This is a genomic window from Burkholderia sp. MSMB2157WGS (assembly GCF_001532755.1).
GTDB lineage: Bacteria > Pseudomonadota > Gammaproteobacteria > Burkholderiales > Burkholderiaceae > Burkholderia.
The window spans coordinates 794,757-810,318 of record NZ_LPJG01000011.1 but is presented as its reverse complement, the minus strand read 5'-3'; the positions used below and the strand labels follow the sequence as shown (position 1 = coordinate 810,318).

General features: G+C 67.8%; 15 protein-coding genes. 9 read left to right on the top strand and 6 right to left on the bottom strand.

All coding sequences use genetic code 11. The annotated features are described in order from the left end of the window. Positions 1-18: 18 nt before the first annotated feature. From prmA to WT53_RS08345, 6 genes are all read right to left on the bottom strand, one after another. Positions 19-921, bottom strand: a complete 903-nt coding sequence (gene prmA / locus WT53_RS08370; RefSeq protein WP_034206357.1) for a 50S ribosomal protein L11 methyltransferase — start codon at positions 919-921, stop codon at positions 19-21. 2 nt (positions 922-923) lie between these two features. Next, a complete protein-coding gene (accC, locus tag WT53_RS08365; RefSeq protein ID WP_059500935.1) occupies positions 924-2,291 on the bottom strand; it encodes an acetyl-CoA carboxylase biotin carboxylase subunit in 1,368 nt (455 codons plus the stop codon). 84 nt (positions 2,292-2,375) lie between these two features. After that, complete coding sequence (accB, locus tag WT53_RS08360; protein WP_034206358.1) at positions 2,376-2,852, bottom strand: acetyl-CoA carboxylase biotin carboxyl carrier protein; 477 nt, start codon at positions 2,850-2,852, stop codon at positions 2,376-2,378. A 67-nt stretch (positions 2,853-2,919) separates the two neighbouring features. Next, the gene (gene aroQ, locus WT53_RS08355; protein ID WP_060259142.1) at positions 2,920-3,372 is read right to left on the bottom strand and encodes a type II 3-dehydroquinate dehydratase; all 453 of its coding nucleotides are present in this window, start codon (positions 3,370-3,372) and stop codon (positions 2,920-2,922) included. A 194-nt stretch (positions 3,373-3,566) separates the two neighbouring features. Further along, positions 3,567-4,118 (bottom strand): TlpA disulfide reductase family protein, encoded by a 552-nt coding sequence (locus WT53_RS08350; protein ID WP_060259139.1) that lies wholly within the window; start codon positions 4,116-4,118, stop codon positions 3,567-3,569. Between the two features lie 7 nt (positions 4,119-4,125). After that, positions 4,126-4,770 carry a hypothetical protein gene (locus WT53_RS08345; protein ID WP_059500937.1) on the bottom strand — a complete coding sequence of 215 codons (645 nt, stop codon included), beginning with the start codon at positions 4,768-4,770 and terminating at the stop codon, positions 4,126-4,128. A gap of 246 nt (positions 4,771-5,016) precedes the next feature. Between WT53_RS08345 and mpl the strand changes: the two genes are divergently transcribed. The 9 genes from mpl to WT53_RS08300 all read left to right on the top strand — a co-directional run bounded on the left by mpl (position 5,017) and on the right by WT53_RS08300 (position 15,534). Beyond that, the gene (gene mpl / locus WT53_RS08340; RefSeq protein WP_059779127.1) at positions 5,017-6,402 is read left to right on the top strand and encodes a UDP-N-acetylmuramate:L-alanyl-gamma-D-glutamyl-meso-diaminopimelate ligase; all 1,386 of its coding nucleotides are present in this window, start codon (positions 5,017-5,019) and stop codon (positions 6,400-6,402) included. Further along, positions 6,399-6,968 (top strand): YqiA/YcfP family alpha/beta fold hydrolase, encoded by a 570-nt coding sequence (locus WT53_RS08335; RefSeq protein WP_034206362.1) that lies wholly within the window; start codon positions 6,399-6,401, stop codon positions 6,966-6,968. Before mpl ends, WT53_RS08335 begins: the two co-directional genes overlap by 4 nt. Before the next feature lie 80 nt (positions 6,969-7,048). Next, complete coding sequence (locus tag WT53_RS08330) at positions 7,049-9,133, top strand: ribonuclease catalytic domain-containing protein (RefSeq protein WP_034206363.1); 2,085 nt, start codon at positions 7,049-7,051, stop codon at positions 9,131-9,133. After that, positions 9,130-9,996: a shikimate dehydrogenase gene (gene aroE, locus WT53_RS08325; RefSeq protein WP_060259135.1), complete on the top strand. Its 867-nt coding sequence runs from the start codon at positions 9,130-9,132 to the stop codon at positions 9,994-9,996. Before WT53_RS08330 ends, aroE begins: the two co-directional genes overlap by 4 nt. A 14-nt stretch (positions 9,997-10,010) precedes the next feature. Further along, complete coding sequence (mtgA, locus tag WT53_RS08320; RefSeq protein WP_034206365.1) at positions 10,011-10,748, top strand: monofunctional biosynthetic peptidoglycan transglycosylase; 738 nt, start codon at positions 10,011-10,013, stop codon at positions 10,746-10,748. Between the two features lie 426 nt (positions 10,749-11,174). Next, a complete protein-coding gene (locus WT53_RS08315; protein ID WP_059824554.1) occupies positions 11,175-12,785 on the top strand; it encodes a S10 family peptidase in 1,611 nt (536 codons plus the stop codon). 76 nt (positions 12,786-12,861) lie between these two features. Further along, positions 12,862-13,260 (top strand): EF-hand domain-containing protein, encoded by a 399-nt coding sequence (locus WT53_RS08310; protein WP_060259131.1) that lies wholly within the window; start codon positions 12,862-12,864, stop codon positions 13,258-13,260. A 352-nt stretch (positions 13,261-13,612) separates the two neighbouring features. After that, positions 13,613-14,512 (top strand): IclR family transcriptional regulator, encoded by a 900-nt coding sequence (locus WT53_RS08305; protein WP_059824552.1) that lies wholly within the window; start codon positions 13,613-13,615, stop codon positions 14,510-14,512. Beyond that, complete coding sequence (locus WT53_RS08300; protein ID WP_034206369.1) at positions 14,509-15,534, top strand: 2-dehydro-3-deoxygalactonokinase; 1,026 nt, start codon at positions 14,509-14,511, stop codon at positions 15,532-15,534. The genes WT53_RS08305 and WT53_RS08300 overlap by 4 nt, the downstream gene beginning before the upstream one ends. The last annotated feature ends 28 nt before the right edge of the window (positions 15,535-15,562 follow it).

The following is a 15,562-nucleotide window of genomic DNA, read 5'->3' as shown; positions in this document are numbered from 1 at the left end:
GTGAAGGACAGCGCTATTCTAATGGCTTTCGCGGCGGGTTCCGGCGAGGCATACCCAACCTTCGTGTTCGCGCCAGACCGAGATGTCGACGTAGCGCGCATAAACGGCCGCGACCTCGTCCGCCTGGCGCGCGAGCACGCCCGACAGCGCGATGCGGCCGCCCGGCTTGACCTTCGACGCGAGCATCGATGCCATCAGCTTCAGCGGATTCGACAGGATGTTCGCGACGACGATGTCGAATTCGCCGTCCGGGCATGCATCGGGCAGCCCGTACGTGACTTCCGCCCGGTTGCGTTCGCTGTTCTGGCGCGCCGATTCGACCGCCTGCGGATCGATGTCGATGCCGATCACGGGGTTCGCCCCGCATTTCTTCGCGAGGATCGCGAGGATGCCCGAGCCGCAGCCGTAGTCGAGCACCGACTGGCCGGGCTTCACCGACTGTTCGAGCCACTCCATGCAGAGGCGCGTGGTGGGGTGGCTGCCGGTGCCGAACGCGAGGCCGGGGTCGAGCTCGAGGACGAGCGCATCGGGATCGGGCGCATCGTGCCACGACGGCACGACCCAGATCCGCTCGCCGATCGGGATGGGCTCGAACTGCGACTGCGTGAGCCGCACCCAGTCCTGCTCCTCGACGTCGCGCACGACGAACGCCGGTGTCTCGGCGACGCCGATTTCGTTCGCGGCCGCCGCGAGCAGCACGGCCGGTTCATGGTCGGCCGACAGCAGCGCGACCACGCGCGAGTGCTGCCACGCGGTGCGATCGGGCACGAGGCCCGGCTCGCCGAAGAGCGGCTGTTCGTCGGGCGTGTCGGCGTCGGCGTCTTCGACGGACACCGACAGCGCGCCGAGCTCGAGCAGTGCGTCGGACAGCGCCTCCGCATGCTCGCGGGCCAGTTCGACGACGAGTTCGCGATAACTCATGCTTACGCTTCTTCCGGTGCGACCTGCTGCTTCTGCGCGAGCCGGTTTTCGAGGTAATGGATGCTGGTGCCGCCTTCGACGAACTTCGAGTCGATCATCAGCTCGCGGTGCAGCGGGATGTTGGTCTGGATACCTTCGACGACCATTTCCGACAGCGCGATGCGCATCCGGCGGATCGCCTGCTCGCGCGTCGCGCCGTAGGTGATCAGCTTGCCGATCATCGAATCGTAGTTCGGCGGCACGAAATAGCCATTGTAGGCGTGCGAGTCGACGCGCACGCCGGGGCCGCCCGGCGTATGCCACGACGTGATCCGGCCCGGCGACGGCGTGAACTTGAACGGATCTTCGGCGTTGATCCGGCATTCGATCGCATGCCCGCGGAACTGGATGTCGCGCTGGCGCAGCGCGAGCTTCTCGCCGGCCGCGATGCGGATCTGTTCCTGCACGATGTCGACGCCGGTGATCAGTTCCGATACCGGGTGCTCGACCTGCACGCGCGTGTTCATCTCGATGAAGTAGAACTCGCCGTTTTCGTACAGGAATTCGAAGGTGCCCGCGCCGAGGTAGCCCATCTTCTTGCACGCGTCCGCGCAGCGGTCGCCGATGCGGTCGATCAGGCGGCGCGGAATGCCGGGCGCCGGCGCTTCCTCGATCACCTTCTGGTGGCGGCGCTGCATCGAGCAGTCGCGCTCGCCGAGCCAGATCGCGTTCTTGTGCGCGTCCGACAGCACCTGGATCTCGATGTGGCGCGGGTTCTCGAGGAACTTCTCCATGTACACCTGCGGGTTGCCGAACGCACGGCCGGCTTCCTCGCGGGTCATGTTGACCGCGTTGACGAGCGCGGCCTCGGTGTGCACGACGCGCATCCCGCGCCCGCCGCCGCCGCCCGCCGCCTTGATGATGACCGGATAGCCGATCGCGCGCGCAATCTTGACGATCTCCTTCGGATCTTCCGGCAACGCGCCTTCCGAGCCCGGCACGCACGGCACGCCGGTCTTGATCATCGTCTGCTTCGCAGTGACCTTGTCGCCCATCATGCGGATCGTTTCCGGGCGCGGGCCGATGAACGTGAAGCCCGACTGCTCGACGCGCTCCGCGAAATCGGCGTTCTCCGACAGGAAGCCGTAGCCGGGGTGGATCGCCTCGGCATCGGTCACTTCCGCGGCGCTGATCAGCGCCGGCATGTTCAGGTAGCTCAGGTTCGACGGGGCCGGGCCGATACAGACGGCTTCGTCCGCGAGGCGCACGTACTTGGCTTCCTTGTCGGCTTCCGAGTAGACGACCACCGTCTTGACGCCGAGTTCGCGGCACGCGCGCTGGATGCGCAGCGCGATTTCACCGCGGTTGGCAATGAGGATTTTTTCAAACATAGCGAGTATTCGTCTCTTCGAGGGGCGCGCGAACGGCGCCTGGCGAGCATCGGCGGCGCGCGGCAGGGTGGCCGCGCGGCGGGCTTAGCCGATCACGAAAAGCGGCTGGCCGTATTCGACGGCCTGGCCGTTCTCGACGAGGATTTCCTTGATCACGCCGGCCTTGTCCGACTCGATCTCGTTGAGCAGCTTCATCGCTTCGATGATGCAGATCGTCTGGCCTTCCTTGACCGTGTCGCCGGCCTGCACGAACGGGTCGGCGCCCGGCGACGGCGCGCGATAGAACGTGCCGACCATCGGCGACGTCACGACGTGGCCCTGCGGGGCGGCCGGTGCAGCCGGGGCGCCGGCTGCCGGCGCCGCCGCTGCACCATCGGTCGGCAGCGCGGCCGACGGCGCCGGCGCGCTGACTTGCGGGGCATACCCAGCCGTCGGCTGCACGTAGACCGGCGGCGCGTTCTTGACGATGCGCACCTTGCCTTCGCCTTCCGTCACTTCCAGCTCGGAGATGCCGGATTCGGAAACGAGGTCGATCAGAGTTTTCAGCTTACGAAGATCCATCGGGAATTCCCCTTTTCAATACGTGAAAGCGCCGGTTAGGGGCCGGCGCTGAATCTAGATCGCGAAATCAGCCGCGCGACGCGCCTTGCAGCTTGTCCAGCGCGTACTCGAGCGCGTACAGATAACCTTTCCAGCCGAGCCCGCAGATCACGCCTTCGGCCTGGTCGGAAAAGTAGGAGTGGTGCCTGAACGCTTCGCGGCGATGCACGTTCGACAAGTGAACCTCGACGAACGGGATGCCGACGCCGGCGATCGCGTCCCGGATCGCAACGCTCGTATGCGTATACGCGGCCGGATTGATCAGGATGAAATCGGTCTGTTCCTCCCGCGCGGCCTGGATGCGGTCGACCAGCGCGCCTTCATGGTTGCTCTGGAACGACGACAGTTCGGTGCCGGCTTCCCGGGCGCGCGCGGCAAGCGCCTGATCGATCTGCGCGAGCGTGACGCGGCCATACACCTCCGGTTCCCGGGTGCCGAGAAGGTTCAGGTTGGGGCCGTGCAGCACCAGCAATCGTGTCATGGTCGCTTCTATTTCTGCGGAATTGCGCGAACTTTAGCGCTATTTAGAGAAATTTGTCTAGTTTTGCCGAACGGCCGGGCGCGCCGGCCCTGCAAGAATTACCGGTGCCGATGCGCACTATCGGCGAATTCACGCGAAATTGCGGCGATCGACCTGCAAATCGCCGTCAACGCGCAGGCCGCCGTTCGCGCCGATTACAGCGCGTCGAGCGTCTTTTTCAACTCGGCCGGCTGGATTTGTCCCAATTTTGTCCCGCGGACCTTGCCGGTTTCGTCGATGACGACGGTAAACGGCAGCGCGCCGGCGGTATTCCCGAAATTTCGGGCCAGATCGGCGCCCGCATAACCGCTGACGAAGACCGGATAGTCGACCTTCACCTTCTGCAGGAAGGTCTTCACGTTCTGCTCGGAATCGACGCCGATCCCGACGAAACGGATGCCTTTCTGTTTGTACTGATGCGACAGCGCCACGAGCTCGGGCATCTCCTCGACGCACGGGCCGCACCACGACGCCCAGAAATTGACGACGACTTTCTGACCCTTGAACGCGGCCAGCGTGGCCGGCTTGCCGTCGATGCCGGTGAGCGACGACGCCCACAGCTGGTCGACCGGGTTGCCGTGGGCGGTCGGCGCCGCGACGGCGACGCCGTCGTCGGCCGTGCCGCGGAACCAGTGGCCGGCGGCGATCCCGCCGGCGACGGCGGCGGCCGCGACCACCGCGAGCGCCAACATGCGTTTCATCATCATCGTTGAATCATTCCGGTTCGGAAGGGGCCTGGCTCGCGTCGACCAGCGCGCGCAGCGCGGCGGCATCCGCGCGGGCGACGCGCCCGCGCGCGTCGGCCTTCACCGCGCCGCGCAGATCGTCGCTCGCATAGAGCGCGAGATGGATGCCGATCGCGTCCATGTCGCGCCGCGGGCGCCACAGGAAACTGAGCGTCTCGACGTCGCCGCGGCCCGCGAAATGCCGCGTCTCCGACACGTCGTACTGGACGTTCTGGTTCAGCAGGTAGATCGCGACGTCCTTCGGGTTGTCGGTGAATGCCTGCAAATGGATATCCGAATGCGCGTTCGCGGTGCCGTTCAGCACGGCGCCCGTCACATAAGGATGGAACTCGGCGAGCCGGCGCATCCAGTCGAGCGCGATCTCGCGCAGGCGGCGCAGTTCGTCCGGCTGCGTGTCGCTCTGGAACAGCGCGAGATACTCGCGCAGTTCTTCCTCGATCTGGTCGTTATCCGGCAGCCATTCGCCGGCAACGCGCGAATCGCCCAGCAACTGGCGCGCGGCCTTGCGCTTCGCGCCGGCGTAGTCCTGGCCATCCTCCGCGATCAGGCGGGCGGCTGACTGGGCGATTTCCTCGCGGACGCGCCGCGGGTCGACAAGAGGTTTGCGAGACATGATCCGGCAATCATACTCGATCGTCGCGGCGCCCGAGCACGGGTGCGGCGGCCCGCCGCCCGAGGGCGCCGGCGCCGTTCGCGCGCATCGTTCGGGCCGCCGGGCATCGCAAGCCGTCAGTTACAATACTGCTCTTTGTGTCGCGGCCAGGTCGTTGGCCGGGCGCCGGCCGCACGGCCTCGCCGGCGCGCCGCGCACGCATCCTTTCCGAATCGACGGCGCCCGGCGGCGCGAAAGCATTCATCTATGCACATCCACATTCTTGGCATCTGCGGCACCTTCATGGGCGGTCTCGCCGTACTCGCACGCGAGGCGGGCCACACGGTGACGGGTTGCGACGCGGGCGTCTATCCGCCGATGAGCACGCAGCTCGAGGCACAGGGCATCGCGCTGACCGAGGGCTACGGCGCCGAGCAGATCGACCTGAAACCGGACCTGTTCGTGATCGGCAACGTCGTCACGCGCGGCAATCCGCTGATGGAGGCGATCCTCGATCGCGGCCTGCCTTACGTGTCCGGCCCGCAGTGGCTCGGCGAGCACGTGCTCGCCGGCAAATGGGTGCTCGCGGTCGCGGGCACGCACGGCAAGACGACCACGTCGTCGATGCTCGCGTGGCTGCTGGAAGACGCGGGGCTGAACCCGGGCTTCCTGATCGGCGGCGTGCCGCTGAACTTCGGCGTGTCCGCGCGGCTGACCGATTCGAGCTTCTTCGTGATCGAGGCCGACGAGTACGACACGGCGTTCTTCGACAAGCGCTCGAAATTCGTGCACTACCGGCCGCGCACCGCGGTGCTGAACAACCTCGAATTCGATCACGCCGACATCTTCCCCGATCTCGCCGCGATCGAGACGCAGTTCCATCATCTCGTGCGCACCGTGCCCGGCGTCGGGCGGATCGTCGCCAACGGTCGCTCGGACGCGCTCGAGCGCGTGCTGGCGCGCGGCTGCTGGAGCGAAGTCGAGCGCTTCGGCGTCGACGGCGGCTGGCAGGCGCTGCCGGCCGAGGACGGCGTGCCGGTCGACGAACGCTTCGCGGTGTATTCGCACGCCGAGCGCGTCGGCGAAGTCGCGTGGCAGGTGCAGGGCGACCACAACCGGATGAACGCGCTCGCGGCGATCGCCGCCGCGCGCCACGTCGGCGTGCCGCCCGCGCAGGCCGCCGAATCGCTCGCGTCGTTCCGCAACGTGAAGCGCCGCATGGAAGTGCGCGGCAGCGTCGACGGCGTGATCGTCTACGACGATTTCGCGCACCATCCGACCGCGATCGACACTACGATCGCCGGCCTTCGTGCGCGCATCGGCCGGGAGAATACCCGCATCCTCGCGGTACTCGAGCCGCGCTCGAACACGATGAAGCTCGGCGTGATGAAGTCGCAATTGCCGGCGAGCCTCGCCGATGCCGATCTCGTGTTCGGCTACGGCGCGCCGACCGGGCGCGATGCGCTCGGCTGGAATCTCGCCGAGGCGCTCGCGCCGCTCGGCGAGCGCGCGCGCGCATTCGACGATCTGCATCTGCTGGTGAAGGCGGTGGTCGAGGCCGCGCGTCCGGGCGACCACGTGCTCGTGATGAGCAACGGCGGCTTCGGCGGCGTGCACCAGAAGCTGCTCGACGCGCTCGGGAGCCGCACGTGATCCTGTATCTGCACGGCTTCCGGTCGTCGCCGGAATCGCAGAAATCGCGGCTGCTCGCCGCGCGCATGGCCGAACTCGGCCGCACCGGCGAGTGGCGGTGCCCGTCGCTGTCGGTGTCGCCGCTCGAGGCGATCGCGGTCGCCGAGGCCGAGGTCGCGGGCGCGGCCGACGTCACCGTCATCGGCAGCTCGCTCGGCGGCTATTACGCGACGTGGCTCGCGGAAAAACACGGGTGGAAGGCCGTGCTGCTGAATCCGGCCATCGTCCCGCAGCGCGACCTCGAACAGTATCTCGGCGAACAGCCGCTGTGGCACGGAGGCGGCACGATCGTCGTCGAGCGCCGCCACCTGCACGAACTCGACGCGCTGCGCGTGCCGGCGATCACGCGCGCCGACCGCTACTATCTGTTCGCGGCGACCGGCGACGAAGTGCTCGATTATCGCGAGATGCTCGCCCATTACCCGGGCGCGAAAACCCGCGTGATCGACGGCAGCGATCACGGAATCAGCGAATTTGCCGATTATGTCGACGACGTTCTCGCGTTTTGCGACGGAAAGACGTCATAAACCGGCCGCGTGCCGAACGAATTCCCATCATCATGCGGCGCCGCCGACGCGGCGCCCGGCAGTCTGAACGAGAGTACTGAGTGAACGTTTTCTTCGAGGAATCGGGCAGTTTCAAGGCGGGCAGCGTGCTGTCGCGCCAGGGCGACGCATTTCAGGTCGAGTTGCCCGGCGGGCGGCGCGCGAAGGTGCGCGCGAAAGACGTGCTGATCGAATTCGACAAGCCGGCCGCGGGCGAGCTGATGCAGGAGGCCGACACGGCCGCGCAGCAGATCGACCTGGACTTCCTGTGGGAATGCGCGCCGGCCGACGAGTTCGCGTACACGGCGCTCGCCGCCGAGTACTTCGGCGCGACGTACGGCCCGGTCGAGCGCGCGGCGCTCGTGCTGCGGCTGCACGGCTCGCCCGTCTATTTCCGCCGCAAGGGGCGCGGCCAGTACCAGCGCGCGCCGGAAGAGCAGCTCAAGATGGCGCTCGCCTCGCTCGAGCGCAAGCGCCAGCAGGCGCTCGTGCAGGCGCAGTACGAAGAGGAACTGAAGGCCGGCAAGCTGCCGGAAGCGTTCGCGGGCAAGGTGCTCGGGCTGCTGACGCGGCCGGACAAGAATTCGATCGAATACAAGGCGATGGAAGCGGCGGCCGGCGCGCGCGGCGTGTCGCCGGCGCGGCTGATGCTCGACTGCGGCGGCATCGAGTCGCCGCGCGCGCTGCACGAAGCGCGCTTTCTCGCGGAATTCTTCCCGCACGGCACGGGCTTTCCGCCCGTCACGGTCGGCCCGCTGCCGGACGACCTGCCGCGCGCGAACGTCGAGGCGTTCTCGATCGACGACATCACGACCACCGAAATCGACGACGCATTTTCGGTCGAGCACCTGTCCGACGGACGCGTGCGGATCGGCGTGCACATCGCGGCGCCGGCGCTCGGCATCGTGCGCGGCGATCCGGTCGATGCGATCGCGCGCGCGCGCCTGTCGACCGTCTACATGCCGGGCGACAAGATCACGATGCTGCCGGACGACGTCGTCGACGTGTTCACGCTGAAGGAGGGCGATTACCGCCCGGCGCTGTCGCTGTACATCATCGTCAACCGCGAGACGCAGGACATCGTCGCGAACGAGACGCGCGCCGAGCTCGTCTTCGTGAAGAACAACCTGCGCCACAACACGCTCGACGAACTCGTCACCGAAGAGACGCTCGCGGCCGGCACCGGCGACTATCCGCACAAGGACGACATCGCCGTGCTGTGGCCGCTCGCGCAGGCGCTGTTCGAGAAGCGCCAGGTCGCGCGCGCGGGCTACGGCCTGAAGCGCGAGGTGCAGCGCAACACCGACTACAACTTCTACGTCGAAGGCGAGCACGTGACGATCACGCCGCGCCGCCGCGGCTCGCCGCTCGACCTGATCGTGTCGGAGCTCGCGATTCTCGCGAACTCGACCTGGGGCGCGTTCCTGCACGATCACACGGTGCCGGGCATCTATCGTTCGCAGCGCGGCTTCGGCGCGCCGGGCCCGAAGCGCACGCGGATGCAGACGACGGCCGCGCCGCACGAAGGCCTCGGCGTCGCGCAATACGCGTGGAGCACGTCGCCGCTGCGCCGCTACGTCGACCTCGTGAACCAGTGGCAACTGCTCGCGTGCGTGCAGCACGGCGTCACCGCGAAGCTCGCGGCGCCGTTCAAGCCGAAGGACGCCGACCTGTACGCGGTCGTGCAGGGTTTCGACGATACGTATACGGCCTACGCCGACTACCAGCGCCGGATGGAGTACTTCTGGTGCCTGCGCTGGCTCGCGCAGGAGCAGAAGAAGCAGGTCGTCGCGAGCGTCGTGAAGGGCGATCTCGTGCGCCTCGAGGACATTCCGCTGCTGCTGCACGTGCCGGGGCTTGGCGTGCATGCGCGCGGCACGCGCGTGCTGCTCGACGTGATGTCGCTCGACGAGCTGACGATCGAGGCGTCGGTGCGCCTCTTGAACGTGCTCGACGCGCCGACCGTGACGAGCGGCGACGCGGCCGACGAAGAGGATGACGCCGAAGGCGGCGACGAGACGCTGGTCGACGCGGAAGACGCGTCGGCGCAAGCCGAGGCCGAAGCACTGGCCGAATCGGGCGATGCGGCGGCGGAGGGCGGCGAAGCCGCGAGCGGCAACGACGGCGAGGAAGGGCGCGCATCATGAACGCAGCCGCGTCGTCGAGCGGCGTCGACCGCTATGTCGTGTTCGGCAACCCGGTGGCGCACAGCAAGTCGCCGTTCATCCACGCGCAATTCGCCGCGCAGACCGGCGAGCCGATCGAGTACACGCACCGGCTCGCGCCGGTCGACGGTTTCGAGGCCGCCGTGCGCGCGTTCGTCGCCGAAGGCGGTCGCGGCGCGAACGTGACGGTGCCGTTCAAGCTCGACGCGCATGCGCTCGCCGACACGCTGTCGCCGCGCGCGGCGGCGGCGGGCGCGGTGAACACGCTGCGTATCGACGCCGACGGCCGTCTTCACGGCGACAACACCGACGGCGTCGGCCTCGTGCGCGACATCGAAGCGAATCTCGGCGTGTCGCTTGCGGGCGCGCGCATCCTGCTGCTCGGCGCGGGCGGCGCCGCGCGCGGTGTCGTGCTGCCGCTGCTCGACCGTGCGCCGCTGTCGATCGCGATCGTGAACCGCACCGCGAGCAAGGCCGAAGCGCTCGTCGGCCAGTTCATGCAGGCCGCGCACGATGCGGGTTGCACGCTCGCGGGCGGCGGCCCCGGCGTCGTGCGGGCCGAACCGTACGACGTGGTGATCAATGCGACGGCCGGCAGCCTCGACGCCGCGCTGCCGGAATGCGACGCTGCCGCGTTCGGCGCCGGCACGCTCGCGTACGACATGATGTACGGCGCGCAGCCGACCGTGTTCATGCAGCACGCGGCGTCGCTCGGCGCACGCACGGCCGACGGGCTCGGGATGCTGGTCGAGCAGGCGGCCGAATCGTTCTTCATCTGGCGCGGCGTGCGGCCGGACGGCGCACCGGTGCTGGCCGCGCTGCGCCAGGCGCTCGCGGCGAGCTGAGCGGAGCGCGGCACGTGGTGGCGGTGAGCGGCACGCAGCGCACGCGGACGACGAGCCTCGCTCGCTGGATCGTCTATGCGGGATCGGTGTTCGCGGGCGCATGGCTCGCGACGCAACTGTTCTATCTCGCGCAGATCGCGCTGTGGTCGTTCGTGAACCCGGGCTCGACCGCGTTCATGCGCACCGACGCGTGGTGGCTGTCGCGCGACACGCCGCCCGCGCAGATCCGGCACCAGTGGGTGCCGTACGACCAGATCTCGCGCAACCTGAAGCGTGCGCTGATCGCGTCCGAAGATGCGACCTTCGCGACCAACAACGGCTACGACGTCGACGCGATCCTGCAGGCATGGGAGAAGAACAAGGCGCGCGGCAGGATCGTCGCGGGCGGCTCGACGATCACGCAGCAGCTCGCGCGCAACCTGTTCCTGTCGCGCGAGAAGAGCTACATCCGCAAGGGGCAGGAGCTGATCATCACGTGGATGCTCGAGACGGTGCTCGACAAGGAGCGCATCTTCGAGATCTACCTGAATTCGGTCGAGTGGGGGCGCGGCGTGTACGGCGCCGAAGCGGCCGCACGCTATTACTACAAGATTCCCGCGAGCCGGCTCGGCGCGTGGCAGTCGGCGCGCCTCGCGGTGATGCTGCCGAAGCCGCGCTGGTTCGATGCGCATCGCGGCTCGGCCTACCAGGCGCAGCGGGCGGCGATCATCGCGCGCCGGATGGGCGCGGCCGAGCTGCCGCAATCCGAATGAGCGGCGCGTTCGCGCCGCTGCATTGTCCGTTTCGCCGTCGACGCGCGATTGGTGCGCTGCAGCGGATTCGTGTCGCCGTCATTTCGGGCCACATCCTTTAGACGAATCCGTCTATTTCGGTTTGCTGAGCAATGACGGCGACCGCACGATTTTGTTGGCCGGCAGCGCGTGAAATCGATGCTTTTTTAGTCTTTGCGAGTAAACGCGAAAGTCGATGAAAGCGACGCGAAATGCAACGTTTCGCGAATCGAAGCATTCCTGAAAGGTGTGCGCCGCACCGCCCGCGCGCCAAATATTTCAAAATTTTTCAAAGCTGACGGGCTCGCGTATATTGGCCAGCGCCTCGGCTTATCGGCCGCAATCGAGGCGGGGGGCGGCTTATCCGGCTGCTCGACACGAAAAACATCCGAGAGAAGGAACGCAACGATGCCAGCGAGCAAAGCGAAGCTGTTGTTGGGGGTGGTGTGTTCTTCGCTGATTCTGACGGCCTGCAACGACGACGTGACGTCGTCCGCTGCTGCAAGCGCCGCCAATTCGGCCGATCCCGCCGGTCAGGTCGACCGCGCGTACAACGATCCCAACAGTTATTCGTCGAGCGCGAACGCGTCGCTCGACGCGTCCGCCGCGGTCGAAAAGGCCGCCGTCACGCACCACCAGATCACGCTGAACGGCAAGACGATCCGCTACACGGCCACCGCCGGCCACCTCGTCGCACGCAATCCGCAGACGGGCGCGCCCGAAGCGTCGTTCTTCTATGTCGCCTACACGGCCGACAACCAGCCCGCGGCGAAGCGGCCCGTCACGTTCCTGTACAACGGCGGCCCAGGCTCGGCCTCGGTGTGGCTGCACCTCGGTTCGTTCGGCCCGCGCCGGATCCAGACCGGCGACCCGAACGCGAACACGTCGACGTTCCCGTTCGTCGACAACCAGGAAACGCTGCTCGACACGACCGACCTCGTGTTCGTCGATGCGATCGGCACCGGCTTCTCGGAAGCGATCGCGCCGAACACGAACCAGACGTTCTGGGGCGTCGACCAGGATGCCGGCGCGTTCCGCGATTTCGTGACGCGCTATCTGAGCGTGAACCAGCGCAACGATTCGCCGAAATACCTGTTCGGCGAATCGTACGGCACGCCGCGCACCGACGTGCTCGCGAACCTGCTCGAGACGGCCGGCGTGAAGCTCGACGGCATCGTGCTGCAATCGTCGATCCTGAACTACAACACGAACTGCGACATGGCGAGCGACTATGTCGGCAACTCGAACAATGGCGCGAGCCCGGTGAGCTGCGCCGGCTTCGTGCCGTCGTACGGTACGGTCGGCGCGTATTACCAGCTCGACAACCCCAACCCGTCGAACCTGCCGCAGTATGCGGACCAGATGCGCCTGCTGACGGCCGGCAGCTACGCGCCTGCCGTGAACGCGTATCTGGCGAGCCACACGCCGCCGCCGCCGAATCTCGTCACGACGATGGCGAATTCGACCGGCGTGAAGCGGGCGCTGTGGGAGGCGGACTTCAACGTGGTCCCGACCTTCTTCGACAACAGCTTCCAGCTGTCGCTGGTCCCGGGCACGCTGATCGGCCGCTACGACGCACGCGTGAACGTGCCCGTGTCGAGCCCGCTCGCGGCCGACGGCGATCCGTCCAGCTCGTTCATCACGAAGCCGTTCACCGACACGATCGGCAGCTACCTGCCGAACGAGCTGAAGTACACCGCGCAGTCGGCCTACTCGGTGAGCAGCAATGCGATCAACACGTGGGACTGGACGCACGACGGCCTGGCGATGCCCGACACGATCCCCGATCTGGCCGCGGCGCTGACACTGAATCCGCAACTGAAGGTGCTGTCGCTGAACGGGTATCACGACATCGCGACGCCGTTCTACCAGACCGAGCTCGACCTCGCGCGGCTCGGGACGCAACCGAACCTGACGATCAAGGACTATCAGGGCGGGCACATGGTTTATCTCGACGATACGTCGCGTCCGCAGGAGAAAGCCGATCTCGTGACCTTCTACAGCGCGGCCGCGCACTGATTGCGCTACGCCGGCGACAGGGCGCCCCCGCGGCGCCGCTCGCCGGCCGTCGACCTCATCCAGACTGGAGCCTGACATGAAGAATCGTTTCATCGTCGTTGCCGCCGCGCTCGCATGCGTCGGCGCCGCAGCATCCCTGTCCGCGTTCGCGCAGGCGAGCGACGCCGCCGCGCCGGCGCGGGCGCGCCAGGCGCAACTCGGCGATCCGTACGTGCCGCCGGCCGCCCGTCACCCGACCGCCGGCACGCAAACGACCGGCGCCGCGCTGCATGCGCAGGTGGTGCGCAAGCTCGCGCGGCAATTCAGCGCGGCCGATACGCAGAACACGGGTTCGATCACCGAGTCGCAGGCGCGCGCGGCCGGCCTCGGCTACGTCGCGAACCACTTCCGGCAGATCGACGTGGGCGGCAACGGTCGCGTGTCGTTCGCCGACGTGCAGCGCTACATGCAGGCGCGCGACACGAGCCAGCAGTAAGCGCGCGACGCGTCGAACAAACGGGGGCGGAGCCTGCGACGCGGCAGGTCTTCCGCCCCCGTGCGCATGGCGCGGCCGCCGCGTCGAGCCCGCGACCGATTTCGTCGCCATTCTCATTATCTGGACAACGCATTCAAATATTGGAGACGAGTGCGTGCGCTCCTACAATCCGAAGCACATCGACAGCTTCGGACCCACGCATCGCGCGGCGCCCGTCGCACACGGAGACACCTTCCATGAAGTTCGCCGGGCGCTTTACTCGGTGCATCGACCGCCGCCACGCCGCAGCACCGGACGCAATTCCGGCGCCGCGCGTGCGGCTTCACCGATTCCGTTGAAGAAGCCCCGCCCCATGACCAAGATGCCAGATTCCCTTGCCCTCGACGCCCGGCGCGCGATGCCGGTCAATGCGTCGCTGACCGACAGCATCGGCCCGACCAGCACGCCGCTCGACCTCGCCGCGCAGCAGGCCGGCACGCAGACGCTGCTGCGCGGTCTCGCGATCCTCGAGGCGATCGCCAACGGCGCGCGCGACATGCGCGCGATCGGCGCCGCGCTCGGCACGACGCGCAGCACGACGCACCGGCTCGTCAGCAGCCTCGTGCAGGCGCGCTATCTGCGCCAGGTGCAGGGCGGCTACCTGCTCGGCCCGAAGCTGATCGAGCTCGGCACGATCGCGCTCGAGCAGATGCCGCTCACCGCGGTGGCGCGTCCGCATCTGGAAGCGCTCGCGGAAGCGACGCTCGACACGATCCATCTCGGCGTGCGCGACGGCGACGACGTCTTGTACATCGACAAGATTCCCGGCACGCGCGGCCTCGAAATGCGCTCGCGCGTCGGCCACCGGATGCCGCTCGCGTCGACCGGCATCGGCAAGGCGATGATGCTCGACCTCGATCCGGACCTGTGGCGCTCGCTGTTCGAGGCCGCGCGGCGCGCGCTGGCCGGCGTCAATTTCAAGCCCGACAACCGGCCCGAGACGAGCGCGTTCCTGCAGCGCATGGCCCATTACGCGGCCGGCGGCTATACGTTCGATCTCGAGGAAAACGAGGCGTCGATCCGCTGCGTGGCCGCGCCGATCCGCGATGCGTCGGGCGCGATCGTCGCGGCGGTGTCGGTCGCGAGCACGATTCCGTACATGCCGCACGACCGCATGGACGAACTGATTCCGCTCGTGCAGCGCGAAGCGCGAGCCATTTCCGCGGAACTGGGCTGGAGCCCGCCGCAGGGTACCCGCAGGATCAAACGATGACGACTTCGACCCGGCCCGTTCCGGATGCCAGTTCCGCCTCCCCGTCGCTGATCGCGCTCGACTGGGGCACCACGTCGCTGCGCGCGTATTTGTTCGACGCGCACGGCGTGCCGATCGACACGCGTAGCCGGGCGGCCGGCGTGATGCACGTGCCGGGCGGCGGCGCGCGTGCGTTCGACGCGGTGTTCGAGGAAGCGTGCGGCGACTGGCTCGACCGTGCGCCCGGCCTGCCGGTGCTCGCCGCCGGCATGGTCGGCAGCGCGCAGGGCTGGCGCGAGGCGCCGTACGTCGCGGTGCCGGCCGGCGCGGACGCGCTCGTCGCGGGCCTCATCACGGTGACGACGGCGCGCGGCGCGACGGTCTCGATCGTGCCGGGCGTGATCGCGACGGGCGAATTGCCCGACGTGATGCGCGGCGAAGAAACGCAGATCGTCGGCGCACTCGCGAGCGACCCGACGCTTGGCGCCGATCGTTCAGGGGTCCTGATCGGCTTGCCGGGCACGCATGCGAAATGGGCGTGGGTGAAGGACGGGCTGATCGAGCGCTTCCAGACCTTCATGACCGGCGAGCTGTTCGCGGTGCTGCGCGATCACACGATCCTCGGCCGCACGATGCGAACGGGCGCGTCGCCCGACCGCGACGCGTTCGTGCGCGGCGTGTCGGTCGCACGCGGCGCGCAACACACGGGGCTGCTCGCGACGATTTTCAGCACGCGCACGCTGGGGCTGACCGACCGGCTCGCGCCCGATGCGCAGGGCGACTACCTGTCCGGCCTGCTGATCGGCCACGAGCTGAATGCGCTCGATGCGATGCTCGCGGAGCGCGGCATCGCGCTCGCGGACCAGCCGTTGCTGCTGATCGGCGACGACGGCTTGTGCTCGCGCTACGTCGATGCGCTCCAGGTATTCGGCCATGCGCATGCGCGTGTCGCCGCGCATGCGACCGAGCTCGGCCTGTGGCGGATCGCGTCGCGCGCCGGGCTCGTGCGTGCGGACGGCGAACCCGTCTGCGCCGACCACTGAACACCGAACTGCTTGCAGAGGAATCCTC

Excerpts from the sequence above, each read along its gene's own strand:
- prmA (WP_034206357.1), bottom strand. The coding sequence starts at position 921 with ATGAGTTATCGCGAACTCGTCGTCGAACTGGCCCGCGAGCATGCGGAG.
- accC (WP_059500935.1), bottom strand. The coding sequence starts at position 2,291 with ATGTTTGAAAAAATCCTCATTGCCAACCGCGGTGAAATCGCGCTGCGC.
- accB (WP_034206358.1), bottom strand. The coding sequence starts at position 2,852 with ATGGATCTTCGTAAGCTGAAAACTCTGATCGACCTCGTTTCCGAATCC.
- aroQ (WP_060259142.1), bottom strand. The coding sequence starts at position 3,372 with ATGACACGATTGCTGGTGCTGCACGGCCCCAACCTGAACCTTCTCGGC.
- WT53_RS08350 (WP_060259139.1), bottom strand. The coding sequence starts at position 4,118 with ATGATGATGAAACGCATGTTGGCGCTCGCGGTGGTCGCGGCCGCCGCC.
- WT53_RS08345 (WP_059500937.1), bottom strand. The coding sequence starts at position 4,770 with ATGTCTCGCAAACCTCTTGTCGACCCGCGGCGCGTCCGCGAGGAAATC.
- mpl (WP_059779127.1), top strand. The coding sequence starts at position 5,017 with ATGCACATCCACATTCTTGGCATCTGCGGCACCTTCATGGGCGGTCTC.
- aroE (WP_060259135.1), top strand. The coding sequence starts at position 9,130 with ATGAACGCAGCCGCGTCGTCGAGCGGCGTCGACCGCTATGTCGTGTTC.
- WT53_RS08315 (WP_059824554.1), top strand. The coding sequence starts at position 11,175 with ATGCCAGCGAGCAAAGCGAAGCTGTTGTTGGGGGTGGTGTGTTCTTCG.
- WT53_RS08310 (WP_060259131.1), top strand. The coding sequence starts at position 12,862 with ATGAAGAATCGTTTCATCGTCGTTGCCGCCGCGCTCGCATGCGTCGGC.
- WT53_RS08305 (WP_059824552.1), top strand. The coding sequence starts at position 13,613 with ATGACCAAGATGCCAGATTCCCTTGCCCTCGACGCCCGGCGCGCGATG.
- WT53_RS08300 (WP_034206369.1), top strand. The coding sequence starts at position 14,509 with ATGACGACTTCGACCCGGCCCGTTCCGGATGCCAGTTCCGCCTCCCCG.